Genomic DNA, 25,558 nt, shown 5'->3' with positions numbered 1-25,558 from the left:
CTTATGGCCGATCACGCAATCAGCTGTCGGCCTTCTTCCGGCCACCCTTCTTGCGGCCCAGGCCGATGTCTTTGGCCAGCTGGCGGCGCTGTTCGGCATAGGCCGGTGCGACCATCGGATAATCGGCGGGAAGGCCCCATTTTGCGCGATAATCTTCCGGCGTCATATCATAATGGGTGTTGAGGTGACGCTTCAGCATCTTCAGCTTCTTGCCGTCCTCAAGACACACAATGTAATCGCGCTTGATCGAATTCTTGATCGGAACGGCCGGCTCCGGCGGCGTTTCTTCCTGCGTCTGGCCATTCAGGCCGGCCAGTGCTTCGTGAACGTTGGAGATGATCAGCGGGAGATCGGAAACCGCAACGCTATTGTTGCTCACATGGGCGGCCACAATGTCGGCCGTGAGCGTAATCAACGTTTCGCTCATCCCGTTATCGTCATGTTCCAATTGAAATTCCTTTTGTTCGGACTGTTTATTATGAGGGGGGAATTTCGACTTAGAACGCATCCGAAACAGTGTCAATGATCCCAAAGTGGTAAATCACCAATATCGAGAGAATTTGTTACAGGATCACTGCAAGGGTTACTGCATCATGGCATTCACCATCATTGCCGCGATAGTACTGCGCCCGTCGCCCGATCGGCTTGAAGCCGAATTTGGAGTAAAGGGCCTGCGCAATATTGCCCTCGCGCATTTCCAGGAAGACTTTCGCGACCAAAGCGTCGCGCGATTGCGAAATCATATGTTCGAGCAATAAGCCGCCCACGCCCATCCTGCGAAATTCCGGATCGACCGCGATCAGCAGCAATTCGCATTCGTCGAAAATCCTTCGGCTAATGGCAAATCCGCTTAGACGATGATCCTGTCGTGCCAGAAGCGTGTCGACACTGGGCAGCGCCAGCATCGATTCCAGCTGCCGAGCATTCCACGCCTCGCCAAATTCCGCGGGAAAGCTTTTCTCGATGATTTCCAATATGGCATCGCGATCCTCCGGCGTTCCCGGAATAATCATCATAACGCGGTACCCGGCAGACGCGCATCCGGACCGCGCACGTAAAGCGGGGAGGGCGCAAGCGGCTCCAACGCCGCGATCAAGGGCCATCGGGCCGCGTCGGGAACGAGATCGATTGCCGTTCCGCCCCCGCGTCTTGCGACGAACTCGTCTGCCGCGTCTCCGGCGATATACTGCGTTACGATATCACGGGCCGCCTCTTCGAATGGGACAGACCGCAGCGGGTCGAGCGCGCGAAGCGATCGATCGAAGCGCTGCACGAAATATTCGCCGTGCCCGCCGATGGAAATCACCGCAATCTCATCCGGACGGTCATCGTCGGCGAAGGCCATCGCGGCCATCATGCTGACGGCACTATAGCCATGACACTCGGTCCCCAGTGCGAAGGCGAGCGCGCGGGCCACCGAAATGCCGATCCGTACACCGGTAAAACTTCCCGGCCCGATATCGGTGATAACTCCGTCGATTTCGCCTAGTTCGCCGAGCTCGCCGATCATCGGCACCAGCCGCTCGGCATGGCCTCGCCCGATCAGCTCTGACCGGGAGGCGAGGCATTCGCCCTTTTCGAACAAGGCTGCGGAGCAGGCGGAAGTGGCACTGTCGATAACAAGTTTGCGCAAACCGCCGGCTCCGCGTGCTTATTAAAGAACGCTGTTGAAGCGATCGAACGCCGGACGCGGGCTGCGCTCGAAAAGCGTTTCGGGGTCGCCATAGCCGAGCGTCGAGATGAAGTTCGCCTTGAAATGCGGGGTGTCGCCGAAGAAGTCCGCGTTCACCGCTTCTGCGTCGAAGCCGGACATAGGGCCGGTGTCGAGGCCGAGTGCGCGTGCGGCGATGATGAAGTAGGCGCCCTGCAGGCTGGAATTACGGAACGCGCTTTCCTTGCGCTTTTCCAGATCGCCCTCGAACCAGCTTTTGGCATCGGCATGCGGGAAGAGGTCGGGCAGATGCTCGTGAAAATTCTCGTCCATACCGATGATGACGGCGGCCGGTGCATTGCGGACCTTGTCGGCATTGCCTTCGCTTGCATGGCCGGCCAGCCGCTCACGACCATCATCGCTCAGGCACCAGATCATGCGGGCAGGCAGCTGGTTTGCCGAGGTCGGGCCCATCTTCATGAGCTCCCAGATCGCGTGCAATTGCTGCTCGCTTACTGCTTTGTCGAGATAACCATTATAGGTGCGCGCCTCGCGGAAAATCTGGTCGAGTGAATGGTCGTCGAGAGGCTCGCGGATCGGCATGATGGTCTTATCCCTGTCTGGTCTTGAAGGCACCGGATATGGCGGACCACAGGTGGCACGCAAGCCATGAAGTTCAAGAGTGCGGCGTGGTCTTCTCCATCGCATCGTTCACCAGATCGGCCAGTTCTGCCCGGCATATCAGAAAATCACCGAGCGACGGGTCGGCGCTGTTATAGCGCATCGGCGATCCATCGAGCCGTGCGCAGTAAAGTCCGAATGCGGATGCCACGGCCACAGGCGCTGCATTGTCCCATTCATACTGCCCGCCGCTGTGCAGATAGATATCCGCCTGTCCGCGCACCACGGCCATCGCCTTCGCCCCGGCCGAACCCATGGGGACCAGCACCGCGCCGAGCGCTTCGGCCACCGCCACCGCTTCCTTGGCCGGCCGTGTCCGGCTTACCACCATCCGCAGCGGATTGCCGGCGGCGGGAAGGGGGGACGGCTCATCGCTGCGCATTACAGTTCCGAGCGATGGCAGCGCGACGGCGCCGATGGCGGCAATGCCGTCCAGCGCCAGCGCGACATGCACCGCCCAGTCATCCCGGCCCTCGCCATATTCGCGCGTCCCGTCGAGCGGATCGACGATCCAGACGCGGCGCGCACTCGCGCGGTGGCCGACATCGGCGCACTCTTCCGAAAGGATGGCGTCATCCGGCCGCTCCCGGCGAAGCATCTCGATGATGCGCTGGTTCGCCCCCTCATCGCCCGCTGCGCCCAGCGCCTTGCCGATCAGCTCCTGCCGGTCGCGAAGCGAGCACAAATAATCGCCTGCAATTGCCGCGATCTCGGCAGCAAGCGCGGCATCATCGCGACGGGCCAACGGATCAGATGGCATAGGCCCAACCCCCCGCCACGCGATCGACGATCAGATCGGCGGCGTCTTCGGGGCTGATCTTCGTGGTATCGATATGGATTTCAGGGTTTTCCGGCCTTTCATAAGGACTGTCGATCCCGGTGAAATTGGCGAGCTTTCCGGACCGTGCCTTCTTGTAAAGGCCCTTCACATCGCGTTCCTCGGCAACCTCCAGCGGTGTGTCCACGAAGATTTCGACGAATTCGCCCGGTTCCATCATCGAGCGCACCAGTTCGCGCTCGGCCCGGAAGGGGGAGATGAAGGCGGTCAGTACGATCAGCCCCGCATCGGTCATCAACCGGGAGACTTCGCCCACGCGCCGGATATTCTCGATCCGGTCGGCATCGGTGAAGCCCAGATCCTTATTGAGGCCATGGCGGACATTGTCGCCGTCGAGCAGGAAGCTGTGATGCCCGCGTGCGGCCAGACGCTGCTCCACCAGATTGGCGATGGTCGACTTGCCCGATCCCGAGAGCCCGGTGAACCATAGCACGGCCGCGCGCTGATGCTTCATCGCGGCCCGTCCGTCGCGGGTGACGATGGTGTCCTGGCGGTGGATGTTGAGCGCGCGGCGAAGCGCGAAGTTCAACATTCCGGCGCCGACCGTGGCATTCGTCATCTTGTCGATCAGGATGAAACCGCCGAGCGGGGCATTGGGGCTGCCGTCTTCGCTCTTATAGGGTTCGAACACCAGCTCGCTGCCGGTGGTGACCTCAGCCACGCCGATCGCGTTCAATTCTAGTGTCCGCGCGGCGAGCTTCGTCATATCGTTGACGTCGATCTGATATTTCGGCGCCTGAACCGTGGCGGAAACCGTGCGCGTGCCCAGCTTCAGCCAGTAGCCGCGCCCCGGCACCATCGGCTGATCGCCCATCCAGACGATCGTCGCCTCGAACTGGTCGGCGGCCTGCGGCGGATCGTCCGCGGCGGCGATGACATCGCCGCGCGAGCAGTCGATCTCGTCCGCGAAGGTCAGGGTAACAGACTGGCCTGCAACGGCCTCTTCCAGATCGCCGTCCATCGTGACGATACGCGCGATGGTGGAGGTCTTGCCGGACGGCAGCACGCGGATAGCATCGCCGGGACGCACAACGCCGCTCGCGATCTGCCCGGCGAAGCCGCGGAAATCGAGGTCCGGGCGGCTTACCATCTGCACCGGCATGCGCAGCGGCTTGGCCTGATTATCGAGCCGCGGCAGCTCCACCGTCTCCAGATGCTCGATTAGCGCGGGGCCGTCATACCAGGGCGTCCGCTCGCTGGCTTCAGCGATATTGTCGCCCGCAAGGCCGGAAAGCGGGATCGCGGTGAAATCCTCGATCCCGATGCTGTCCGCAAAGATGCGGTAATCGGCCACGATTTCCCGGAAGCGCGCCTCGTCATAATCGACCAGGTCCATCTTGTTCACCGCCAGCACGATGTTCCGGATGCCGATGAGATGCGCAAGATAGCTGTGGCGGCGCGTCTGCGTCAGCACGCCCTTGCGCGCATCGATCAGGATAACGGCAAGGTCCGCCGTCGATGCGCCCGTCACCATATTGCGCGTATATTGCTCATGCCCCGGCGTATCCGCGACGATGAACTTGCGTTTCTCGGTTGCGAAGAAGCGGTAGGCGACGTCGATGGTGATGCCCTGCTCGCGCTCGGCGGCGAGCCCGTCGACGAGGAGTGCGAAATCGATCTGCCCCCCTTGCGTGCCGAAGCGCTTGGAATCGGCCTCCAGCGAGGCAAGCTGATCTTCGAAGATCATCTTGGAATCGTAGAGCAGGCGCCCGATCAGCGTCGATTTGCCGTCGTCCACGCTGCCGCAGGTAATGAACCGCAGCATCGATTTGCGGCGATGGGTTTCGAGATAGGCCTCGATGTCCTCCGCGATCAGCGCGTCGGTGCGGTAGATGGGATCGGCATCGGCCATCAGAAATAGCCCTCCTGCTTCTTCTTCTCCATGCTGGCATCCCCCGCCTCGCGGTCGATCGCGCGGCCCTGGCGCTCGCTGGTGGTGGTGAGCAGCATCTCGCGGATCACGGCGTTCAAATCAGCGGCCTCGCTCTCCACCGCGCCGGTGAGCGGGTAGCAGCCGAGCGTGCGGAAGCGCACCGAACGCATCACCGGCTCCTCGCCGTCCGTCAACGGGAAGCGATCGTCGTCGACCATGAGGAGCAGGCCGTCACGCTCCACGGTAGGGCGCGGCGCGGCGAAATAGAGCGGCACGATCTCGATCCCCTCCAGCTGGATATATTGCCAGATGTCCAGTTCGGTCCAGTTGGAGAGCGGAAAGGCGCGGATCGACTCGCCCTTGCTCTTGCGGATATTGTAGAGGTGCCAGAGCTCCGGACGCTGCGCTTTCGGGTCCCAGCGGTGCCGCGCCGCGCGGAAGGAGAAGACGCGTTCCTTGGCCCGCGCTTTTTCCTCATCGCGCCGCGCGCCGCCGAAGGCGACATCGAAACCGTGCTTGTCCAGGGCCTGTTTCAGCCCGTCGGTTTTCCACATTTCGGTGTGCAGCGGACCGTGATCGAAGGGGTTGATCCCGCGCTCGATTGCCTCGGGGTTCTGGTGGACGATCAGCTCCATCCCCGCCTCGCGTGCGGCTTTTTCGCGCAGCGCATACATCGCCTGGAATTTCCAGGTGGTGTCCACATGGAGGAGCGGGAAGGGCGGCGGCGCTGGGAAGAAGGCCTTGCGCGCCAGATGCAGCATGACTGCGCTGTCCTTGCCCACCGAATAGAGCATCACGGGGTTTTCCGCCTCGGCCACCGCTTCGCGCATGATCGCGATGCTTTCGGCCTCCAGGCGCTGGAGATGGGTCAGGGGCTCGGCGGTCATGTTCGCAGTCGCTCGGTTGGTCGCTGTTATGAAACGGGGTTCGGGATTGGAGGTACGGATAGGCGGCTAGGCGTTCAACCGGGCTTCACTTGGCTACCCCCAAGATTTGCTTCGAAGCGGGTGCCACAGCGGCACTCACATTCGGAACGAGCCGGGATGTGGCCCGTTCGCCGTCGACTTAGCAGTTAAGGGAGACCCACATGAAGACTGTTCGATATGCTCTCGCCGGCCTTGCCATGATGGCGGGAACCGCGCCCCAGGCACTCATGGCGGCAGAGGTGCAGGTTGCCGCGCAGGCGCCGGTCGTTTCGCTCAGCGTCACCGAGGAGGTGCGCAGCGCGCCCGATGCGGCATCGTTCAGCACCGGCGTGACCACCCAGGCTCCCACCGCAACCGAAGCGCTGCGCCAGAACAGCGCGCAGATGTCCGCGCTGATCGAGCGGATCAAGAAGCTGGGCGTTGCGGACAAGGACATCCAGACCAGCGGCATCAATCTGAACGCGCAATATGATTATCAGCAGAACCAGCCGCCGCGCTTCACCGGCTATCAGGTGTCGAACAACGTTACCGTAACGGTGCGCGATATCGATCGGCTGGGTGAGCTGCTCGATCAGGTGGTGCAGGCCGGATCGAACAACCTGAGCGGCCCCAATTTCTTCATCGACGACGACGTTGCGGTAAAGGCCGAGGCGCGCCAACGCGCGGTCGAACATGCCATGGCGCAGGCGCGCGAATATGCCCGCAATTTCGGCTATTCGGACGTGCGACTGCTGACGGTTTCGGAATCGGTCGATGGTGGCGGCAATTATCCGCAACCGCCGCGCCCGATGGCCAAGCGAATGGTGTCGGCCGAAGCGAAGGCACCTGTCCAGCCGGGCGAGATCGGCACCAACGTAACCGTGAACTTCGAATTCGCGATGGTGCAGTAGTTTTGAGAGCGGGGAGGGCGCTGCCTTCCCCGCACGCTTGAGGCCCGGGTCAGGCGCCCGCGGCGCGCACCTCGGTCACTTCCGGAACATAATGTTTCAGAAGCTGCTCGATCCCCATTTTCAGCGTCGCGGTGGACGAGGGGCAGCCCGCGCAGGCACCTTGCATGCGTAGGTAGACGACGCCGCGCTGGAAGCCGCGGTAAACGATATCGCCGCCGTCACCTGCCACGGCGGGGCGCACGCGGGTGTCGATCAATTCCTTGATCTGCTCCACGATCTCCTCGTCGGCGGGATCGTCGAGCGGAAGTTCGTCTTCCTCCGGCGGCACGGCGATGCCGTTGCCGGCGCTGGGTTTGAACAGCGGCATGCCACCCGAATAATGGTCGAGCAGGGTGGCGAGGACTTCCGGGCGAAGCACCGTCCAGTCGGTGCCGGGCGCGGCGGTGACGGAGATGAAGTCGCTGCCGAAGAACACGCCGGTCACATCGCCAAGCCCGAACAGGGCATCGGCGAGCGGGGAGGCCTCTGCCTCCTCCGGATCGGCGAAGTCGCGCGTGCCCGCCTCCATGACCGTTCGGCCGGGGAGGAATTTGAGCGTCGCAGGATTGGGCGTGGTTTCGGTTTCGATCAGCATGGCTTCCCATTTGGTCCCGATTGTCCGATGCTTCAACCCATCGCGGCAAGGGGTGATGAAGCAATGAAAGGGCAGCGCATGTTCGAAGGCAAGACGATCTGGATCACCGGTGCCTCGTCCGGCATCGGCGAGGCTTTGGCCCGCGCGTTCGGCAAGGTGGGCGCGCAGCTCGTGCTCTCGGGCCGCCGCGAGGACGCACTTAGCGCGCTGGCGGACGAAATCGGCCCGGAAAAGTGCCTGGTGCTGCCGTTCGAGACCACCGATTATGAAGCGCTGGCGGAGAGGGTTCAGGATGCTGTCGGCTTTACCGGCGCGATCGACGGACTGATTAATAATGCGGGGATCTCGCAGCGTTCCCTCGCGGTCGATACCGATTTCGCCGTCTATCGGCGGATCGTCGAGGTAGACCTTGTGGCCCCCATTGCACTGACGCAGGCGCTTCTGCCCCATTTGCTGGAGCGGGAAGCAAGTTGGATCGTCAACATCTCCAGCGTGGCGGGCAAAGTCGGCGTGCCGATGCGCACCGCCTATTGCGCGGCAAAACACGGCCTCGTCGGCTATGGCGATGCGTTGCGGGCCGAATGCGCACAGCACGGCCTGCATCTGCTGACCGTTGCGCCCGGATCGGTGCGCACCGATGTCTCGCGCAACGCGCTGGCGGGAGACGGATCGCGCCGGGGCGTCAGCGACAAGGCCATCGATCAGGGGCTTGAGCCATCGGCGGTGGCGCAGCGCATCCTGGAGGCGCTAAATAAGGGCGAGCGGGAAATCGTGATTGCCGACGGCATGGAAGCGGGCCTCCCCGCTATGCGGGCAGAGAGCCCGGACCAGGTGTTCGACTTGATGGATCGCATGGTTCGCGAAGGCTATGCGAAGCGGATGGACGAGCGCTAATCCCCTGAAAAGCCGCAATGCCGCTGGGGCATGTTCACTGGCCAGCAAGGCGAGCCATGTCTAAAGCTTCGCTTATGACATCCACGCTGCGCAAGACCGCGCTCGCCATCCTTCTGTCCACCACGCTGATGCCGGTCGCGCTACAGGCGCAGACGACCGTGCCCGTCGCTTCGACAGTAGAGGCGGTGCCCGCGTCGCAGGAGCGGCCTTGGCTGTATGAAAACAGCGAAATCCCGGTCGATGAGAGCTGGACCTTCGGCGAACTGGACAACGGCCTGCGCTATGCCGTGAAGCATAATGGCGTGCCGCCGGATCAGGCCTCCATCCGTATCCGTGTCGATGCCGGATCGCTGCATGAGCGTGACGATGAGCTGGGATATGCGCATCTGCTGGAGCATCTCACCTTTCGCGGCTCCACCCATGTTCCGGACGGCGAAGCCAAGCGCATCTGGCAGCGCTTCGGCGTGTTCTTCGGCTCGGACAGCAATGCGAGCACCACGCCGACGCAGACCGTTTATCAGCTCGATCTGCCCAATGCGAACCCGGGCGTGCTGGGCGAAAGTATGCAGATTCTCTCCGGCATGATTCGCGATCCGCGTATCAACGCCCAGTCCGTGGGCGCGGAGAAGCAGATCGTGCAGGCGGAGCTGCGCGAGAATGATGGTGCCTCGCTGAAATTGAGCGATGCCACTCGCAAGTTGTTTTTCCAGGGGCAGCGCCTTGCGGATCGCGCACCGATCGGCACCGTAGCCTCCCTGCAAAACGCGTCGCCAGATAAGCTGCAGGCGTTTCACGACCGTTGGTACCGGCCCGAAAATACAGTGATCGTGATGGCGGGCGATGGTGATCCGGCGACTTATGAGGCGCTCATCAAGCAATATTTCGCGGACTGGAAGGGCAATGGCAAAGCCGTGCCCGCGCCCGATTTCGGCGATCCGACGACTGGCGGTGCGACTGCAGACGTGGTGGTGGACCCGACCCTTCCGGCCACCATCAGCATTCTGACCGAACGGCCATGGCGCCTGAAGCAAGACACCATCGCCTATAATCAGGGGCTGATGACCGATCTGATTGCGCGGTTGATCATCAACCGCCGGCTGGAGGCCAAGGCCCGCGCAGGCGGCAGCTTTCTGCAAGCCTCGATCAACAGCGACGACATCAGCCGCTCTGCCAATGTTACATCGGTGCAGGTCGTGCCGCTGGGAACGGATTGGAAAAAGGCGTTGGAAGACGTGCGTTCGGTGATTGCCGATGCCGAGGCTTCGCCGCCGTCTCAGGAAGATATCGACCGCGAGATCGAATTTGTCGGCACGCAGTTCCGCTCATCGCTGGAAAAATATCCCTATGAAAGCGCTGCCAATCAGGCGGACGATATCGTCAATGCGGTCGATATCCGCGAAAGCGTGGCCGCTCCGCAAACCGCGCTGGACATCTTTCAGAGCATGCAGGGAAAGATTACGCCTGCTGCCATCCTTGCGTCCACCAAGGCGCAATTCGATGGCGTGAATACGCGCATTCTGATGGCTTCCCCGACGCCGATCGAGGGCGGCGCGCCCGCACTGGCCGCGGCGCTCTCCACGCCGGTGACGGCCGATAGCGGCGCGCGCATTACTCAAGGAGCGCTAGGCTTCGATGCCTTGCCGAAGCTGGGGTCTCCCGGCACGGTTGTCAGCACGACGCCGCTTCCGCAGCTCGATATGGAGCAGTTGACGCTGTCGAACGGCGTCACCGTGCTGCTTCGCCAGACGCCGGCCGAGAGCGATACGGTCCGCGTACTGGTGCGCTTCGGCAAGGGCTATCAGGCCTTTTCCCCCGACGGCGACGCACCGGTCTGGTCCGGCCCGGCTGCGCTGATCGATTCCGGCGTCGGTGATCTCGACCGTGAGGCGCTCGACAAGCTGGCCAATGGCCGCCGAATCGGCATTGCCTTCGATATCGACGACGATGCGTTCGAACTGTCCGCCGAGACGCGTCCTCAGGACATGGCCGGGCAGCTGCAGCTCCTCGCCGCCAAGCTCGCCGATCCGCGCTGGGCACCGGCACCGGTGGAGCGCGCCAAGGCGGCGGTCGCGGTCGGCTATCCCAGCTATGAAACCTCCGCTTCCTCGGTCCTCCAGCGCGATCTCACTTGGCTGCTCAGCGGCAAAGATCATCGTTATCTGGTGCCGGATGGAAAAACCGCGGCGTCATTGACGCCGGAAAAGTTCAAGGAGACCTGGGCGCCGCAGCTGGCGGCAGGGCCGATCGAGGTGCTGCTGTTCGGTGATTTCCAGCGACCGGAAGCGATCGCTGCGCTGGAGGCGAGCTTCGGTGCGTTGAAGCCGCGCGAGGCGGAAGCCCTTGCGCCGGACGGTCTGGTCCATCGCTTTGCCAAAGCGGGCGAAACGGTGACCGAAACGCATCAGGGCCCGGCCAATCAGGCCGCCGTCGCCATCGCCTGGGAAACCAGCGGCGGCGAGGCGAAGGTGACGCAGAGCCGCCAGCTCGATGTGCTCGCCGAGATTTTTCAGGATCGGCTGTTCGAGCGCTTTCGGGCTGAGCAGGCCAAGAGCTACAGTCCGTTCGTGTCCAGCAACTGGCCGACCGGCTTTGACAGCGGCGGCTATTTGGTTGCCGCTAGCCAGGTCGAGCCTGGCAATGTCGACCTGTTCCTGAAACTGTCGCGTGAGATTGCGGCGGATCTTGCCGCCAATCCGGTGCCGGCGGACGAACTGCAACGGGCGGTCGAACCGATCCGTCAGCTCATCCTGCGGGCAAGCTCCGGCAACACCTTCTGGATGGACCAGCTGGAGGGCGCCACGCGCGATCCGCAGAAAATTCAGCGGCTGCGCAGTCTGCTCAGCGATTACACAAATGTCACGCCGGTCGAGATACAGGCCTTGGCCGCGCAGTATCTGAAGCCCGGGCAGGGCTTCGTTCTAAAGGTGCTGCCTGCCAAGAGCGGGGGCTGAGCAGGGCGGTGGCTCAGGCCTCCGCCGCTTGCTTTGACGCCTCGTCTGCCGGATCGATCAGCCGTGCGGTGTCGCCTGTCCTGTCGATACGCAGCGTCTCCAGCATCTTTTGGCCTACGTCGAAGCCATCGCCGATCCACACCGCGACGCCGCTTGCGCGGATGCGCTCGATCGCCGCGCTTTTGCGCGGGCCCATGGCCAATGTCGACGTGGTGCGAATCAGCACCGCCTCCACCCGGCCTGGGTAGAGCGAGACCGCGTCGGCATAGGCCTCGGCATCGCCCTGCGTATCGTCGCCGATCAGCACGAAGCGCAGCGACGGGTAGAAGCCCAGAATGTGCGCGATCGAGGCGCGCTTGTGGGCACCGTGGCTCGATTTGCCGAGCGTCTTCAGGCTGAGGCTCCAGTCACGCAGCAGCATCGGCCCCTCGGGCAGCTTCTGCAGCTGAATGAAGCGCATCAGGAAGCCGTAGAGGTTCCAGGGGCTGGACGAGACATAGAAGAACGGGCGGCGTGTTCCGCCTTGGGGGCGCACGCCGCCCAGTTCCGCGTAGAAGTCGCTGGCGCCGGTGACGGCCTTGCGGTCCTCCGGCATCTGCAGGATCAGGCGGCGCCAGTTGCGGGTAAAGCGGTGCGCGCCTGTTTCGATGATCGTATCGTCGATGTCCGAGATGACGGCGATGCGGTTGTCGGTGCCGGGCGCCAGGATCGCGGCCTCCACCGGCTCCGCACCTTCTACATCGGGCATGTCGAGCGTGCAGCTTTCCCAATCCGCATGCTCGGGCAGCGGGCGCGAGGAGGGCAGGCGCAGCTCGAACCGTGCGAAGCCCTCATCGTCGCTCACGCTTTCCGCCGTCAGATCGCCGAAGCGCAGCCGCACACGCACGCCGGGCACTTCGTGGCTGGCATAAAGCCGCAACATATACAGGAACTTGGCTGGCCGAGAGGGATCAGCACGCGGTTGCGGCGGCTGGCGCAGCACGCGCACCGTCAATTCCATGGCCTCCTCGTTGCGAAAGCCGTTATAAGCGGCGATTCCGACGGGGCGACGGCGGGCGAAAAGGCGAAGCGGCATGGCCTGCGGCTGGCATAGCGCCGCGCGCAAGGCAAGCGCGCCGCGCCGATGCCGCCTTACAACACGTACTTGCTAAGGTCCGTGTCCTTCGCGATCTCCTCGAGCTGGCTCTCGACATAGGCCGCGTCGATGGCGATGGTCTCGCCGCCGCGGTCCTCCGCCTCGAAGCTGATGTCGTCGAGCAGCTTTTCCATGATCGTCTGCAGCCGCCGCGCGCCAATATTCTCCACACTCTCGTTCACCTGCGCCGCGAACCGCGCAACGGACGCGATCGCATCGTCGCTGAACTGCAGCTTCACCTCTTCGGTACCAAGTAGGGCGACATATTGCGTCGGCAGGTTCGCCTTGGTCTCGGTAAGGATGCGCACGAAGTCTTCCTCCGTCAGCGCGCTGAGCTCGACGCGGATCGGCAGGCGGCCCTGCAACTCGGGCAGCATGTCGCTGGGCTTGGAGACGTGGAACGCGCCGCTGGCGATGAACAGCACATGGTCCGTCTTCATCGGCCCGTATTTCGTCGCCACCGTAGTACCTTCGATCAGCGGCAGCAGATCGCGCTGCACGCCTTCGCGGCTGACCGATGCGCCCTGGCGGCCCTCGTTCACGGCGATCTTGTCGATCTCATCCAGGAAGACGATGCCGTTCGCTTCCGCATCCGCAATCGCGGCGCGCGCCACATCGTCGCTGTCGAGGCGCTTGTCGCTCTCTTCCTCGACCAGCTTGTCCCAGGCATCGGCAACACGCATCTTGCGCTTCTTGGTCCGTTTCTGGCCGAACGCCTTGCCCATCATGTCGCTGAGGTCGATCATGCCGACCTGACCGCCCATGCCCGGCAGTTCCATCGGGGTGGAGGGGCTGTCCTGCACCTCCACCTCGACTTCTGCGTCGTTCATGTGGTTGTCGGTCACGCGCTGGCGGAAGCTCTCGCGTGTCGCCTCGCTCGCGCCTTTGCCGGTCAACGCGTCGAGCAGGCGCTCCATCGCCGCCTTGCTCGCATCCTCGCGCACCGCCTCGCGCCGGCGTTCGCGCTCCAGCCGCACCGCTTCCTCGACGAGGTCGCGTGCGATCTGCTCCACGTCGCGGCCGACATAGCCGACTTCGGTAAACTTGGTCGCCTCGATCTTGATGAACGGCGCGTCCGCCAGCTTGGCCAGGCGGCGGCTGATCTCGGTCTTGCCGCAGCCGGTGGGGCCGATCATCAGGATGTTCTTCGGCGTCACCTCGTCGCGCAGCGCCTCGGGCAGGCGCTGGCGCCGCCAGCGATTGCGCAGCGCCACGGCAACCGCGCGCTTGGCCTCTTTCTGGCCGACGATGTGTTCGTCCAGCGCGGCGACGATGGCTTTGGGGGTGAGGGTGTCTTTCATGGGGTTTCCATCAGCATGCGGGTGTCGGACAGCTTCACACAGTTCACACTGTCCAGAGAGGGTTTTTCGAAGACGGCGGGGAAGGGGCTGGAAGAAGTGGAGAGGGCGGCTGCGACGGTCATGCGATCAGACCGTAACCGAATGGGTTCGTGTAGGACAGAATTCTGTTCCAAGCTGAGCCTGCCTCCCACTCCGTAAGTCCTGAGCCTGTCGAAGGACGTCTGTCCGTATCGCAAAGCACCCTTCGACAAGATCAAGGGTTGCGGGCCGGTCAGCTCGTGGTCGCGTCGAGCGATTCCAGCGTCACATTCTCATTGGTGTAGACACACACCTCGGCGGCGATCTTCATTGCCTTGCGCGCGAGCTTTTCGGCATCGTCTTCATAATCCATCAGGGCGCGCGCCGCGGAGAGGGCGTAATTGCCGCCCGATCCGATTGCGGCGATGCCGTCATTGGGCTCCAGCACGTCGCCATTGCCAGTGAGGATCAGCGTCACATCCTTGTCGGCGACGGCCATCATCGCTTCCAGATTGCGTAGATATTTGTCGGTCCGCCAGTCCTTGGCGAGCTCGACCGCCGCACGCATCAGCTGCCCGCCATGGCGCTCCAGCTTGGATTCGAGCCGTTCGAACAGGGTAAAGGCGTCGGCGGTGGCACCGGCAAAGCCGCCGATCACGCTGCCGTCATGCAGCTGGCGCACTTTACGGGCATTCGCCTTGATCACCGTCTGGCCGAGCGAAACTTGGCCGTCTCCGGCCACGACCACCTTGCCGTTCTTGCGCACGGACAGGATGGTAGTGCCGTGCCAGCTTGGGAGTTTTTCCGTCATGCGCGGGCATATGGGAGCCGCGGGCGGGGGAGGCAAGGCGGGCAGGGAATTCCCGTGCCGCCGATCAGTAAATCGTCATTGCGAGCGGAGGGCGTAGCCCGGAGTGCGGCAGTCCAGAGTGTGCGCAGCGCTGCGTCCGTTCTGGATTGCTTCGTTGCCCTTCGGGCGCCTCGCAATGACGATTGAGTTGTCGAGAGTTCTTTCTTACCGTCCCACGCCCGAATAGCTCAGCCCGGCCTTCGCCACGTCTTCGGGATTGTAGACATTGCGCAGGTCGACCAGCGCATCGCCTGCCATGACATTGGCAAGGCGTCCCAGATCGAGCGCGCGAAACGCGTCCCATTCGGTCATCATCACGACGGCGTGGGCGCCCGAGGCGGCCTCATAGGGTCCGTCGGTCATCACAACATCAGGAAGCAACTTGGCGGCTTCTTCCATGCCTTCGGGATCGAAGGCGGTGATGTCCGCGCCCGCATCGGTCAGCGCCTGGACGACGGCGATCGACGGTGCGTCGCGCATGTCGTCGGTATTGGGTTTGAAGGTAAGGCCGAATAGCGCGACCTTCTTGCCCCGCGCTTCGCCGCCCATCGCGGCGATCACCTTGCGGCCCATCGCGCGCTTGCGCAGATCATTGGCGTTCACCACGGCCTCGACGATGCGCACGGGGCTTTCATTGTCCTGCGCGGTCTTGAGCAGGGCCAGCGTGTCCTTGGGGAAGCAGCTGCCGCCATAGCCGGGGCCGGCGTTCAGGAATTTGGGGCCGATGCGCTTGTCCAGTCCGATGCCGCGGGCAACGTCCTGCACATTGCCGCCGACCTTTTCGCACAGGTCCGCCATCTCGTTGATGAAGGTGATCTTGGTCGCCAGAAAGGCGTTGGCGGCATATTTGATCAGCTCCGACGTGCGGCGGCTGGTGAACAGGATCGGCGATTCGTTGAGGTAGAGCGGGCGGTAGACCTCCCGCATCACGTCCTGCGCCCATTCTTCCTCGCTGCCCACGACGATGCGATCGGGCCGCTTGAAATCCTCTATGGCGGCGCCTTCGCGCAGGAATTCCGGGTTGGAGACGACGGCGAGCGTCTTGCCCGGCGCTGCCTCGGCGCAGATGCGCTCCACCTCGTCTCCGGTGCCGACGGGCACGGTGGACTTGGTGACGATCACGGTCCTGTCGTCCGCAGCTTTGGCGATTTCCTCGGCGGCGGCATAGACGTAGGACAGATCGGCATGGCCGTCGCCGCGGCGCGATGGCGTGCCGACGGCGATGAAGATCGCGTCCGCACCGGACACCGCTTCGGTCAGATTGGTGGTGAAGGACAGGCGACCGGCATCAACATTGCGCTGCACCAGCGTATCGAGCCCGGGTTCGTAGATCGGCATCACATTTTGATGGAGCGCATCGATCTTCTTTGAATCCTTGTCGACGCAGACCACGTCATGCCCGAAATCGGCAAAACAGGCTCCCGATACCAGGCCGACATAGCCCGATCCGATCATGACGACCTTCATCGTATTTTCCCTTCCGATCGCACCGCAGGGGTGGAGGATATTTGCGTTGCCGCGTCTTTACGGTAGCGCGAAGTGAAATCAACTGGCGCTCGTCTCCGCGTCCCGTTCACGGGCGGCATCAACGACCGCGCGCATATTCTGGCTGGTCCCGCGCGGCATGATGACGACTTCGCCGCCGCTGGCGACCACGATCAGATCGCTGACGCCGTGCAGGTGGACGCGCACATCGTCACTTCGGACCATGCAGTTGGTGCTGTCATGCACCAAAGCGTTGCCGCGCACGACCGAGCCAGAAGGATCGGGCAGATGCTGATCGGCCAGCGCGTCCCAGCTGCCGATGTCGGACCAGCCGCAATCGAGCGGCATGGCGGCCACAGTGTCCGAGCGCTCCATCACGGCATAGTCGATGGAAATGGAGGGGGCGGCGGCAAAGCTGTCCGCATCGGGCAGGCGGCGCGCGCCCTCCTTCGTCTGGCGGTCATGCGCTTGACGCGCCGCCGACACGACGTCCGGTTCATATTGCTCCAGCGCGGCCAGATACCGATCTGCACGCATCAGGAAGATCCCGGCGTTCCAGACAAAACCGCCCTGACGCAACATCGAGCGTGCGCGTTCCTCATCCGGCTTCTCGATGAAGCGAAGGACCGTGGCTAGGCCGCTGTCGCCCATCGGCACGTCGTTCATCTCGATATAGCCATAACCGGTTTCCGGGCCACTCGGCCGAATGCCAAAGGTAACGAGCCAACCATCGCGTGCAACGGGTGCCGCCTGCGCCACGGCGGTACGAAATTCGTCCGGATCGGCGATGGCGTGATCGCTCGGCATCACCAGGATAAGCGTATCGTCAGCGCCAGCCTCGAGCGCGGCGAGCGCGATGGCGGGCGCGGTGTTCTTCGCGGCGGGCTCCAGGATTACGGCACCGGGCTCAACGCCCATGTCTGCCAACTGCTGCTCGACCAGGTCGGCATGGCGTCCATTGGCAACAATGATCGGCGGATCGAACCGCGCGGGATCCGATGCACGAGCGATGGTAAGCTGAAACATCGTCTCATCGGCGGTTAGCGCGAGGAATTGCTTCGGCTGCTCCGCCGTGGATAGCGGCCAGAGCCGCGTGCCCGATCCGCCGGACAGGATGAGGGGGGTAATCTTCATGCATGCTCCCAGGCGATGAGCATGCGGGCATCGTCTGAAGCGGTCAGCCGGTCAAGCGAATCGGTATAAAAGCAGTCACCGCGCGCGCCGTCCTCACCTTCCAAAGTTACGGTGCCGGCCAGCGGAACGATCCAGAGCGGTGCTGATTTGCTCACGCCGGAGAAGCTTGCCCCGCAAAGCTGCAAATCGAACTTCGGCCCGTCGACTAGCCTCTGATCCTCGCTTTCGTCGATATGGCGCTGAAGCTCGGCAGGGAAGGGGCGGGCATCCGCCACCGCGACGCCTTCGTCCAGATGTAGTTCGCGTGGCCGTCCATAATCGTAGAGCCGATAGGTGATGTCCGCATTCTGCTGAATTTCGATAAGGCTGATTCCGGCACCGATCGCATGGACTGTGCCGGCTTTCAGATAAAAGAAGTCGCCCGACCGGACGGGCTTCCAGTCCATCAATTCCTCGATCTGTCCTGATTCAGTCGCCTTGCGCAGTTCGTCCGCAGATAGCTCCCGGTGCGTGCCGACGCCTATGGTCGCGCCTTGCTCGGCATGGAGAATAAACCAGCATTCTTCCTTACCGCTCGGCTTTCCGCGCGCGCGCGCCTGGTGGTCGCTGGGATGGACTTGGACCGACAGCTTCTCGCTGGTGAACAGATATTTGACGAGGATGGGCAGATCGCGGCGTTCGTCATCATACCAGATTTCGCCGATCCGGCGCCCGCTGCCATCACCGAACGGCGGCGGCAGATCGGTGCGCCCCCACGGTTTTTCGACATAGTGACGCTGCAGCTTCATGGCGGAAATCCTCAGCCGATTACCAGATTGGGATAACAGCTGATGATGACAAAGGCTGCGTGGTGCAAACGACTAAACTTTACGGTCCTGCAATGTCCGCTCCCAAGCGAGCGCATGGCCTATGATCGAGTCAAGATCATCCAGCTTCGGCGTCCAGTCGAGTGCGGAACGGATGGCGCTGTTGTCGCAGACAAGGGCTGCCGGATCGCCGGCGCGTCTCGCCTCAAACTTGCGTCTGATCTGCCGGTTAGTGACACGGTCTAGCGCGTCGAGCACTTCGATCACCGAATAGCCGTGACCATAGCCGCAGTTCAGCGTGTAGCTATCTTCCGGGCGGGCAATCAGCGCCTCCAGCGCGGCGACATGGGCGGCGGCCAGATCGGTGACGTGGATATAATCGCGCACGCCCGTGCCGTCGGCGGTATCGAAATCGCTGCCGAAAATTGCAACATGATCGCGCTTGCCGGTCACTGCCTCGACCGCGACCTTGATCAGATGCGTTGCCCCCGCGGTCGATTGGCCGGAACGTCCGTCCGGGTCCGCGCCCGCAACATTAAAATAGCGTAGCGCCGCATAGTTCATGGGATGCGCCGCCGCGACGTCCTTCAGCATCTCCTCGGTCATCAGCTTGGATCGGCCATAGGGATTGATCGGCAGCTTCCGCGCGTCCTCCCGCACCGGAATGCTTTCTGGCTCGCCATAGGTCGCGGCAGTCGAGGAGAAGATGAAATGCCGCACGCCCCCGGTGACGGCGCTCTCAATCAGCGCGCGGCTGGCGGCAGTGTTGTTGCGATAATATTTGAGCGGGTCCGACACCGATTCCGGGACCACGACGGAGCCCGCGAAATGCAGGATCGCGCTGATGCCATTGTCCGCGATCACGCGCCCGGTAAGCGCCATGTCCTCCACAGCGCCCTCGACGAAGGTCGCGCGCTCATCCACCGCCCAGGCGAAGCCGGTGACGAGATTGTCGAGAACCACGACCTCCCATCCGGCATCGAGCAAGGCCAGCACCGTATGGCTGCCAATATAGCCGGCGCCGCCGGTGACGAGAACGGGGAAACTCTGGTTCATACTTTAGCCTATTATCAATTAACTCAATTGGCTAGGCGCAGGCGTCTCGGTGTGTGGTCCGCGCCGGGCTGGTCTTGCCAGATACCGCGCGTGTCGTAGACGCGCTTGTCGGCACGCTCGTCGAGCGGCACCGATTTAAAGAGGTCGTGATCCACCAGGACAATGAAGGCGGCGCAATCATCGATCGCGCTGTCGAGGTCGATCAGGCGGGCACCGGTGCCGTCGAACGCGTTGGGGAGGGCGGCGGCGTAGGGTTCTACGATTCGGATGCGATCGCCATGCCGCTGGGCCAGCGCCGCCGCGATTTTGAGCGCTGGGCTCTCGCGGAAATCGTCGATATTCGCTTTGAAGGCGAGGCCGAGGCAGGCGACGGGACCGTTGGTCTGTGCGATGATCTGCTCGGCCTTTTCGACGACATGCCCAACCTTGCCCTCGTTCACCGAACGGGCGGTTCGAATCAACGGCGTTTCTTCCGGCGCGCTGTGTACGATGAACCAAGGATCGACGGCGATGCAGTGGCCGCCGACGCCAGGCCCAGGCGATAGGATATTTACGCGCGGATGGCGGTTGGCCAGGCGAATGACTTCCCACACGTCCAGGCCCAGTTTGTCGGATACGATCGAAAGCTCGTTGGCAAAGGCGATATTGACATCGCGATAGGCGTTCTCGGTCAGCTTCGTCATCTCCGCCGCGCGCGATGAGGTGGTGACACATTCACCGCGTACGAAGCGGCGATAGAAGCTCAGCGCCTTGCGCGCGCAGCGCGGCGTGATGCCGCCGATCACGCGATCATTATTGGTAAGCTCTTCTAGAATGCGGCCTGGCAATACGCGTTCGGGGCAGTATGCGATGGCGATGTCCGCCGTTCCGTCGCACGTTCCGGGCATAGCGAGATCGGGTCGTTCGCGCGCGAGCAGATCGCGCATGGTTTCGGTCGTGCCGACCGGTGAAGTCGACTCAAGAATGACGGTGTCGCCCTGCTTCAATTGCGGCGCGATGGCTTCCGCTGCTTCCAGAACATAGCGGATATCGGGCGCATGATTCTCATCAAAAGGTGTGGGAACGGCAATCACGAAGACATCGGCGACCGGTACGGAGGCGGAGGCGCTTAACAGGCCGCGGGCGACCACGCCCTGAACGAGGCCTTCCAAGTCGATCTCCTCGATATGGATACGGCCTTCGTTGATCGTGTCGATGACATGCTGCGAAACATCGACGCCGATCACTCGGCTGCCCGACCGGGCAATTACCGCCGCGGTCGGCAGACCGATATAGCCCAAGCCGATGACGGCGACCGTCGGTTTACTGTCCGCCTGCATATAAGCTCCCGCATCATGATGAGGGGAGGCACATCCCCGATATATGGTGCAAGGCTATGGCGGAATTGGGTAAAGAAACCGGTAAGCTTATCGCTGGCCGAACGTGAGAGGCATGATAGGGGCCGAAGCGGACATCTCGGCTGATATTTAGAAAGTACAGCATTGGCGAAAAACAAATAACTGAACTCACCGAGTCTTACGCAAGAGTATGACGCTTCTGCGACCCAACGGCCGCGAGTCAGAGGAAGGTGAGACAGCGCCGCGACCGCTGCAACCTATTTCGCAGAAGTGGCGAGGCAGTTGCTTCCGCATCGCCCCGAGGAGCAAAGCAAAAAAAAGGGCAGCCGAAGCCGCCCTTTTCTCAAATCTCAATGCGAGAGTCAGCTCAGGGGCTAACGGGCTCGTCATCACCACCGTCGACGGCGATCACAATCGCAGCGATCACGGCAGCAGCGGCGAGAACCGCAATGATGATGCCCGAACCGCCAGCAAGTTCGCTGTCTTCGCTCTGCGAAGCGCCAATACGCTCGACCGACGGAGCGGCCTGAGCGAGAGCCGGGGTGGCCACCAGGGAGACCGCCGCGGCGGCGGTGAGAACTTTTGCAAGACGCATATTTGCTCCTTATATTTCTAACTCGTGATTTAAGCTGCGCGATTACCACAGCCTCTAGGGTTCGCCAAACGCTAATTGGATCAGACGACGCTAAAAAAAGATGAACTGCATGTTTTATGTTTTGAGAATACAGTTCAGCCTTTCATCACGGAAACGACGATATCGCGAATAAGTTTCGCGGCTTTGCCGTTTCCAAAAGGATTCGGCGCAGAAGCCATTGCCCCGTAGCCTGCTGGATCGTCAAGCAAGCGATGCACTTCCGTCTCGATCTTTCGCGAGTCCGTACCGACCAGAAGGGCCGTACCATTGTCCACGCCTTCCGGCCGCTCGGTCGTCTCCCGCATGACGAGAACCGGTTTGTCGAAGGCGGGCGCTTCTTCCTGCAGGCCGCCGCTGTCGGTCAGCACGATGTCGGCATGGGCGAGCAGCCAAGTGAAATTCGCGTAATCGAGCGGTTCGAGCAGAGCGATCGATGGATTGCCCCCAAGACGCTCCTCAACGACCGCGCGAACGTTGGGATTGAGATGAACGGGGATGACGCACGCCAAGTCTTCCCGTTTAGCTAGGACGCCGACCGAATCGACGATGTTCCGCAATCCCGTGCCGAAATTTTCACGTCGGTGGGTTGTGACCAGCAGAATTTTGCGGCCGTCAAATTGGTCGAGCACGGGCTGAATGCGTGATGCGAGAGCGGGATTGGCCCGCACTCGATCGCGCGTCGCGAACAAGGCATCGATGATGGTGTTCCCCGTCACGTGAATTGCAGATTGTGCAACGTTCTCGCGGCGCAAGGCTTCGGCCGCTTTTTCAGTTGGCGCGAAATGGAGGTCGGCGATCGTCCCCACAATCTTGCGATTCACTTCTTCGGGCCATGGATGGTAGATATTATGACTGCGAAGACCGGCCTCGACATGAGCTACTGGGATACGGCGGTAATAAGCGGCAAGAGCTCCGGCCATGGCGGTGGCTGTGTCGCCCTGTACGATCACCCGGTCCGGTTTCTCGCGGTCGAGCACCCCGCCAATACGTTCCAGCAGACGCGCGGTCAGCGAGTCGAGCGATTGGCCGGGCTGCATGACGGCAAGATCATGGTCTGGCACGATATCTGCCATGGCCAGCACCTGGTCCAGCATCTCCCGATGTTGAGCGGTCGCGATCACCGTTACGCGAAGCGCCGGCTCTTCGCGCAGCGCGGCGATGACCGGAAACAGTTTGATCGCCTCCGGCCGCGTGCCGAGGATTACCGCGACATGATGTTTGCGCGTTTGTTCAGTCATGTCGCCTGACCTGGAACTACCTGAAACTCGATTTCAATGTGCCCTCTTAACCATCAAATCTGAAGAGAACGTCAATCGGCGGTGAGCAGGATTTTACCGGGATTCATAATGCCCTTGGGATCAAGTGCGCGTTTGACTGCGGCCAGCATATTCAGCCGGGCAGGGGGCGTGAGCCGCGCCAGTTCCTGTCGTTTCGCGCGGCCGATCCCATGCTCGGCAGATATCGAGCCGCCCGCTTCAACCACCATTTGATAAACCGAACCGCTGATGGTCTCGCCATCGTCTCGGTACCATTTCTCCGCTTCGATGCCGTCCGGCGCGCGGACGTGGAAATGAACATTTCCATCGCCAAGATGGCCGAAAGCGATCGCCTTGGTGCCGGGATAATCCTTCTCGATCCGCGCGGACGCATGCTCGATGAAGTCCGGCATAGCCGCGACCGGGACGCTGATATCATGCTGCAATGCAGGGCCCAAGGCGCGCTCCGCTTCCGAAATCGAATCGCGGATCCGCCAAAAGGTTTCTGCCTGGGCCTCATTGGCAGAGGGCACAGCGTCTTCGATCAGCCCTTGCTCTGCCCCCTCGGTGAGTAAGCGCTCTGCAAGGATACGGGGCGGTTCCTGATCGGCGCGGTCTTGCACCCATTCTGCGAGTACGTACCAGGCGGAAGGGTTCGTAAGCGGCGCGCGTGTGCCAGGAAGATGGGCGATCGTCGCTTCAGCGGTCTCATGGGGAATGAGTTCGAAACCCTCCAGACGATCGGCGCTGCGCTCTTCCAGAAAGCGCAGCAGACGATAGGCGCTGTGGGGCGACGAAACGCCGATCCAGGCGGCGCAGCGATCGATTAGCGCCGGTGCGGTCTTCAGAACGGCGCGGGTGACGATGCCGAGCGTTCCTTCGCTGCCCATGAACAGCTGCTGCAGATCGAAGCCGCGATTGTCCTTCTTCAAAGCGGCGGTGCCGTCGATGACCGAGCCATCCGGAAGCACTGCTTCGAGGCCCGCAACCAAAGCGCGCATGGTGCCGTGCCGCAGCACCTGGGTGCCTCCTGCATTGGTGGAGATGAGGCCGCCCACCGTTGCCGAACCCTTGCCGCCGAGCGTCAGCGGGAACCGGCGGCCTTCTTCCGCCAGCGCATCGTGCAGGTTCTGCAGGATGACGCCCGCCTCGCACAAAACCAGCCCTTCTTCGATCCGGTCCATCGCAATCGCGTCCATTCGGCGCAGGGAGAGCAGCACCGCATTGCCGCTTTCGTCGGGCGTGGCGCCTGCCACCATTCCGCTATTGCCGCCCTGTGGCACTATAACCACGCCGTGCTCGCTGCACAGGCGGACAACAGCCTGAACTTCCTCCGTAGAGCTGGGCGAAAGCATTGCTGCAGCCTTGCCGTGATAACGCCCGCGCCAGTCGGTCAACCACGGTGCCATCATCTCGGCATCGTCGGTGAAACCCTTATTTCCCAATAAGCTGAAGAAGCTTGATCGAAGTTTTTCGTGCATGAGAAAGCTTATATCCTTTGATCAAAGCGATGCGAACCCTGTATGCGGTATGGGACGAACGCTTGGTACCGATATAGGGGACGGTGCTTTCAGGCATGACCGATCGCCGCTTCAGGGGGTGTATGACACAAAAAGATCCGCAGGACGATTTGAACGGCGTCCTCGCGCGCGCGCTTGGACGCATTGCCGCCGGTGAGCGGGATGCGCTGGAATCGGTCTATCGTAACAGCCGGGCGCGGCTCTTCGGCATCTGTTACAGGGTCTGCAACGATCCCGGCGCGGCTGAGGACGTATTGCAGGACGTGTATGTGAAGGTGGCGCTTACCGCGCGCTATTTCGATCCCGGCCGCGGCAGCGCGCTCGCCTGGCTTTCCACCATTGCGCGCAACAGCGCGATCGACTGGCAACGGGCGCGTACACGATCGGGAAAGGTTTTCGACCCTACCGATGATGCCGATGCCCGCGCGCGCCTGTTGAAGGACGATTACTGGGACCAGATCGAACTTCGGCGGGAAATTCTCGGCTGTATGGAGACGTTGACCGACGACCAGCGTAAGGCAATTGAGGAAAGCTTCTTCCTGGGTCTGACCTACGCTGAATTGGCGGACCGGGAGAACAAGCCTCTTGGAACCGTGAAAAGCTGGATCAGGCGCGGCCTGAAACGCTTGAGAGAATGTCTGGATGATCGATCAACCTATGACTGACGAGACGCGCATGCTGCTGGCAGCTGAACTCGTTCTCGGTCTGCTGTCGGAGGCAGAGCGCGCCGAGGCGCTCGAACAGCTTGCGCGCGATCCCGAGCTGGCGGCGGAAGTCCGCCGATGGGAAGCGCATTTGGCGCCGCTGTTCGCCGGTTTCGAAAATCGCGAGCCTTCGCGGGATCTTTATCCGGAAATCCGCGCCCGGCTCAATGCCATCGAACATGGCACGCAGTCTGTTGCCCCCGTTACGCCGATCGCTGCGAACGAAAATTCGCCGCGCGGTGTCGCTTCCGGCTGGCGTGCCGCCGCAATCGTTTTCGCGGTCCTCGCCGCGGGACTGGGCGGGCTGCAGCTGCTCGATCGGCGGAGCGCCGATGAACCGGTGCGCACGGCGCAGACCGCGCCTGTGTCAGACGGGCCCGATCTCAACCGCATCCTGGTGGCACAGTTGACTGGCGATCAGGGGCCACGTCTCGTGGCCAGCGCGGAGCAGGGGCAATCCATGCTGCGCATCCGCGCAGTTGGTGCGGATGGCGCGGATGCCTCGCCGCAAGGATCGGTTCCCGTGCTATGGATCATCGCGGGTGATCAGGCGCCAAAAGCGGTGGGCACGATCGGCTCTGGCGGCACGGTTCGCGACGGCGAGGTCACCACCATTGCGCTTCAGACGACCTTGCGGCAGCTGCTGGACAGCGGGGCGACGCTGGCCGTTACCTATGAACCCGCAGGGGAGGGGCAATATGAAGCGCCCACTACGCCGATCGTCGCAAGCGGTACCGTCTCCCACATCTAAGCCGCGCGCATGGATGCCGCATGAGGCACAATGACTGCCGGCTAAGCGACGGATTATAATAAAAACTTTTTTCACATTCGCTGCGTCCGGCGTTGTTTCCTTGACGTAGGATGAATGACGTCACTGTGCGAGGAGTATCCAGACTGCTGTCTTTACCTTGTGCCGGCCCTTTCTTGCCGGCGCCTCGCGAAGGCTGCGTTCTGCGACTTTCCCGTTCTGTGATGTGCCGAAAA

The 25,558-nt window shown here is 62.3% G+C and carries 24 protein-coding genes; 5 read left to right on the top strand and 19 right to left on the bottom strand.

Annotation, left to right across the window (positions count from 1 at the left end):
* Positions 1 to 19: 19 nt before the first annotated feature.
* The 7 genes from I6A82_RS12420 to cysD form a co-directional block, all read right to left on the bottom strand.
* Positions 20 to 427 carry a MucR family transcriptional regulator gene (locus tag I6A82_RS12420; protein ID WP_198095627.1) on the bottom strand — a complete coding sequence of 136 codons (408 nt, stop codon included), beginning with the start codon at positions 425 to 427 and terminating at the stop codon, positions 20 to 22.
* A gap of 136 nt (positions 428 to 563) precedes the next feature.
* Positions 564 to 974 (bottom strand): ribosomal protein S18-alanine N-acetyltransferase, encoded by a 411-nt coding sequence (gene rimI / locus I6A82_RS12415; protein ID WP_198095130.1) that lies wholly within the window; start codon positions 972 to 974, stop codon positions 564 to 566.
* A gap of 38 nt (positions 975 to 1,012) precedes the next feature.
* Entirely contained in the window at positions 1,013 to 1,633 is a 621-nt protein-coding gene (gene tsaB, locus I6A82_RS12410; RefSeq protein WP_198095129.1) for a tRNA (adenosine(37)-N6)-threonylcarbamoyltransferase complex dimerization subunit type 1 TsaB, read from the bottom strand.
* A 21-nt stretch (positions 1,634 to 1,654) separates the two neighbouring features.
* Positions 1,655 to 2,254, bottom strand: coding sequence for a malonic semialdehyde reductase (locus I6A82_RS12405; protein ID WP_198095128.1), 600 nt, complete (start codon positions 2,252 to 2,254; stop codon positions 1,655 to 1,657).
* 73 nt (positions 2,255 to 2,327) lie between these two features.
* The gene (locus tag I6A82_RS12400) at positions 2,328 to 3,092 is read right to left on the bottom strand and encodes a 3'(2'),5'-bisphosphate nucleotidase CysQ (protein ID WP_198095127.1); all 765 of its coding nucleotides are present in this window, start codon (positions 3,090 to 3,092) and stop codon (positions 2,328 to 2,330) included.
* Entirely contained in the window at positions 3,082 to 5,022 is a 1,941-nt protein-coding gene (cysN, locus tag I6A82_RS12395; protein WP_198095126.1) for a sulfate adenylyltransferase subunit CysN, read from the bottom strand. The genes I6A82_RS12400 and cysN overlap by 11 nt, the downstream gene beginning before the upstream one ends.
* Positions 5,022 to 5,960 carry a sulfate adenylyltransferase subunit CysD gene (gene cysD / locus I6A82_RS12390; RefSeq protein ID WP_332310988.1) on the bottom strand — a complete coding sequence of 313 codons (939 nt, stop codon included), beginning with the start codon at positions 5,958 to 5,960 and terminating at the stop codon, positions 5,022 to 5,024. Before cysD ends, cysN begins: the two co-directional genes overlap by 1 nt.
* Before the next feature lie 170 nt (positions 5,961 to 6,130).
* Between cysD and I6A82_RS12385 the strand changes: the two genes are divergently transcribed.
* Positions 6,131 to 6,859: an SIMPL domain-containing protein gene (locus tag I6A82_RS12385; RefSeq protein WP_198095124.1), complete on the top strand. Its 729-nt coding sequence runs from the start codon at positions 6,131 to 6,133 to the stop codon at positions 6,857 to 6,859.
* A 49-nt stretch (positions 6,860 to 6,908) separates the two neighbouring features.
* Here I6A82_RS12385 and I6A82_RS12380 read toward each other — a convergent pair whose 3' ends face one another.
* Positions 6,909 to 7,493, bottom strand: a complete 585-nt coding sequence (locus I6A82_RS12380) for a NifU family protein (RefSeq protein WP_198095123.1) — start codon at positions 7,491 to 7,493, stop codon at positions 6,909 to 6,911.
* 63 nt (positions 7,494 to 7,556) lie between these two features.
* Here I6A82_RS12380 and I6A82_RS12375 point away from each other — a divergent pair, with 63 nt between their 5' ends.
* Both I6A82_RS12375 and I6A82_RS12370 read left to right on the top strand, forming a co-directional pair.
* Entirely contained in the window at positions 7,557 to 8,387 is an 831-nt protein-coding gene (locus I6A82_RS12375) for an SDR family NAD(P)-dependent oxidoreductase (RefSeq protein ID WP_232343439.1), read from the top strand.
* 74 nt (positions 8,388 to 8,461) lie between these two features.
* Positions 8,462 to 11,338 (top strand): M16 family metallopeptidase, encoded by a 2,877-nt coding sequence (locus tag I6A82_RS12370; protein WP_198095122.1) that lies wholly within the window; start codon positions 8,462 to 8,464, stop codon positions 11,336 to 11,338.
* A gap of 13 nt (positions 11,339 to 11,351) precedes the next feature.
* Here I6A82_RS12370 and I6A82_RS12365 read toward each other — a convergent pair whose 3' ends face one another.
* The 11 genes from I6A82_RS12365 to I6A82_RS12315 form a co-directional block, all read right to left on the bottom strand.
* A complete protein-coding gene (locus I6A82_RS12365) occupies positions 11,352 to 12,413 on the bottom strand; it encodes a phosphatase domain-containing protein (RefSeq protein WP_198095121.1) in 1,062 nt (353 codons plus the stop codon).
* 56 nt (positions 12,414 to 12,469) lie between these two features.
* Positions 12,470 to 13,774 carry an ATP-dependent protease ATPase subunit HslU gene (hslU, locus tag I6A82_RS12360; protein WP_198095120.1) on the bottom strand — a complete coding sequence of 435 codons (1,305 nt, stop codon included), beginning with the start codon at positions 13,772 to 13,774 and terminating at the stop codon, positions 12,470 to 12,472.
* 271 nt (positions 13,775 to 14,045) lie between these two features.
* Positions 14,046 to 14,603: an ATP-dependent protease subunit HslV gene (gene hslV / locus I6A82_RS12355; protein WP_198095119.1), complete on the bottom strand. Its 558-nt coding sequence runs from the start codon at positions 14,601 to 14,603 to the stop codon at positions 14,046 to 14,048.
* Positions 14,604 to 14,807: 204 nt separating this feature from the next.
* Positions 14,808 to 16,109, bottom strand: coding sequence for a UDP-glucose dehydrogenase family protein (locus I6A82_RS12350; protein ID WP_198095118.1), 1,302 nt, complete (start codon positions 16,107 to 16,109; stop codon positions 14,808 to 14,810).
* 78 nt (positions 16,110 to 16,187) lie between these two features.
* Complete coding sequence (locus tag I6A82_RS12345) at positions 16,188 to 17,261, bottom strand: mannose-1-phosphate guanylyltransferase (RefSeq protein ID WP_198095117.1); 1,074 nt, start codon at positions 17,259 to 17,261, stop codon at positions 16,188 to 16,190.
* Positions 17,258 to 18,049, bottom strand: a complete 792-nt coding sequence (locus tag I6A82_RS12340) for a class I mannose-6-phosphate isomerase (protein WP_198095116.1) — start codon at positions 18,047 to 18,049, stop codon at positions 17,258 to 17,260. The genes I6A82_RS12345 and I6A82_RS12340 overlap by 4 nt, the downstream gene beginning before the upstream one ends.
* Positions 18,050 to 18,121: 72 nt before the next feature.
* Positions 18,122 to 19,123, bottom strand: a complete 1,002-nt coding sequence (gene galE, locus I6A82_RS12335; RefSeq protein WP_198095115.1) for a UDP-glucose 4-epimerase GalE — start codon at positions 19,121 to 19,123, stop codon at positions 18,122 to 18,124.
* Positions 19,124 to 19,146: 23 nt separating this feature from the next.
* Positions 19,147 to 20,442: a UDP-N-acetyl-D-mannosamine dehydrogenase gene (gene wecC / locus I6A82_RS12330; protein WP_198095114.1), complete on the bottom strand. Its 1,296-nt coding sequence runs from the start codon at positions 20,440 to 20,442 to the stop codon at positions 19,147 to 19,149.
* A gap of 385 nt (positions 20,443 to 20,827) precedes the next feature.
* Positions 20,828 to 21,055, bottom strand: coding sequence for a hypothetical protein (locus I6A82_RS12325; protein ID WP_198095113.1), 228 nt, complete (start codon positions 21,053 to 21,055; stop codon positions 20,828 to 20,830).
* A gap of 134 nt (positions 21,056 to 21,189) precedes the next feature.
* Positions 21,190 to 22,332: a non-hydrolyzing UDP-N-acetylglucosamine 2-epimerase gene (wecB, locus tag I6A82_RS12320; RefSeq protein ID WP_198095112.1), complete on the bottom strand. Its 1,143-nt coding sequence runs from the start codon at positions 22,330 to 22,332 to the stop codon at positions 21,190 to 21,192.
* A gap of 71 nt (positions 22,333 to 22,403) precedes the next feature.
* Entirely contained in the window at positions 22,404 to 23,831 is a 1,428-nt protein-coding gene (locus I6A82_RS12315) for an FAD-binding oxidoreductase (protein ID WP_198095111.1), read from the bottom strand.
* A 122-nt stretch (positions 23,832 to 23,953) separates the two neighbouring features.
* On the opposite strand from I6A82_RS12315, the gene I6A82_RS12310 reads away from it, so the two are divergent.
* Positions 23,954 to 24,535, top strand: coding sequence for a sigma-70 family RNA polymerase sigma factor (locus I6A82_RS12310; RefSeq protein WP_198095110.1), 582 nt, complete (start codon positions 23,954 to 23,956; stop codon positions 24,533 to 24,535).
* Complete coding sequence (locus tag I6A82_RS12305) at positions 24,513 to 25,325, top strand: anti-sigma factor (protein ID WP_198095109.1); 813 nt, start codon at positions 24,513 to 24,515, stop codon at positions 25,323 to 25,325. The genes I6A82_RS12310 and I6A82_RS12305 overlap by 23 nt, the downstream gene beginning before the upstream one ends.
* Positions 25,326 to 25,558 lie beyond the last annotated feature (233 nt).

Source organism: Novosphingopyxis sp. YJ-S2-01 (genome assembly GCF_016093175.1).
Taxonomy (GTDB): domain Bacteria; phylum Pseudomonadota; class Alphaproteobacteria; order Sphingomonadales; family Sphingomonadaceae; genus Novosphingopyxis; species Novosphingopyxis iocasae.
This window is presented reverse-complemented; position numbering and strand designations above follow the sequence as displayed.

Coding starts and splice junctions, on each gene's coding strand:
- I6A82_RS12405 (WP_198095128.1), bottom strand. CDS start 2,254: ATGCCGATCCGCGAGCCTCTCGACGACCATTCACTCGACCAGATTTTC.
- I6A82_RS12375 (WP_232343439.1), top strand. CDS start 7,557: ATGAAAGGGCAGCGCATGTTCGAAGGCAAGACGATCTGGATCACCGGT.
- I6A82_RS12350 (WP_198095118.1), bottom strand. CDS start 16,109: ATGAAGGTCGTCATGATCGGATCGGGCTATGTCGGCCTGGTATCGGGA.
- I6A82_RS12365 (WP_198095121.1), bottom strand. CDS start 12,413: ATGCCGCTTCGCCTTTTCGCCCGCCGTCGCCCCGTCGGAATCGCCGCT.
- I6A82_RS12315 (WP_198095111.1), bottom strand. CDS start 23,831: ATGCACGAAAAACTTCGATCAAGCTTCTTCAGCTTATTGGGAAATAAG.
- hslU (WP_198095120.1), bottom strand. CDS start 13,774: ATGAAAGACACCCTCACCCCCAAAGCCATCGTCGCCGCGCTGGACGAA.
- I6A82_RS12385 (WP_198095124.1), top strand. CDS start 6,131: ATGAAGACTGTTCGATATGCTCTCGCCGGCCTTGCCATGATGGCGGGA.
- cysN (WP_198095126.1), bottom strand. CDS start 5,022: ATGGCCGATGCCGATCCCATCTACCGCACCGACGCGCTGATCGCGGAG.
- hslV (WP_198095119.1), bottom strand. CDS start 14,603: ATGACGGAAAAACTCCCAAGCTGGCACGGCACTACCATCCTGTCCGTG.
- I6A82_RS12380 (WP_198095123.1), bottom strand. CDS start 7,493: ATGCTGATCGAAACCGAAACCACGCCCAATCCTGCGACGCTCAAATTC.
- galE (WP_198095115.1), bottom strand. CDS start 19,123: ATGAACCAGAGTTTCCCCGTTCTCGTCACCGGCGGCGCCGGCTATATT.
- I6A82_RS12370 (WP_198095122.1), top strand. CDS start 8,462: ATGACATCCACGCTGCGCAAGACCGCGCTCGCCATCCTTCTGTCCACC.
- wecB (WP_198095112.1), bottom strand. CDS start 22,332: ATGACTGAACAAACGCGCAAACATCATGTCGCGGTAATCCTCGGCACG.
- I6A82_RS12310 (WP_198095110.1), top strand. CDS start 23,954: ATGACACAAAAAGATCCGCAGGACGATTTGAACGGCGTCCTCGCGCGC.
- I6A82_RS12340 (WP_198095116.1), bottom strand. CDS start 18,049: ATGAAGCTGCAGCGTCACTATGTCGAAAAACCGTGGGGGCGCACCGAT.
- I6A82_RS12345 (WP_198095117.1), bottom strand. CDS start 17,261: ATGAAGATTACCCCCCTCATCCTGTCCGGCGGATCGGGCACGCGGCTC.
- I6A82_RS12420 (WP_198095627.1), bottom strand. CDS start 427: ATGAGCGAAACGTTGATTACGCTCACGGCCGACATTGTGGCCGCCCAT.
- I6A82_RS12325 (WP_198095113.1), bottom strand. CDS start 21,055: ATGCGTCTTGCAAAAGTTCTCACCGCCGCCGCGGCGGTCTCCCTGGTG.
- I6A82_RS12400 (WP_198095127.1), bottom strand. CDS start 3,092: ATGCCATCTGATCCGTTGGCCCGTCGCGATGATGCCGCGCTTGCTGCC.
- wecC (WP_198095114.1), bottom strand. CDS start 20,442: ATGCAGGCGGACAGTAAACCGACGGTCGCCGTCATCGGCTTGGGCTAT.
- I6A82_RS12305 (WP_198095109.1), top strand. CDS start 24,513: ATGATCGATCAACCTATGACTGACGAGACGCGCATGCTGCTGGCAGCT.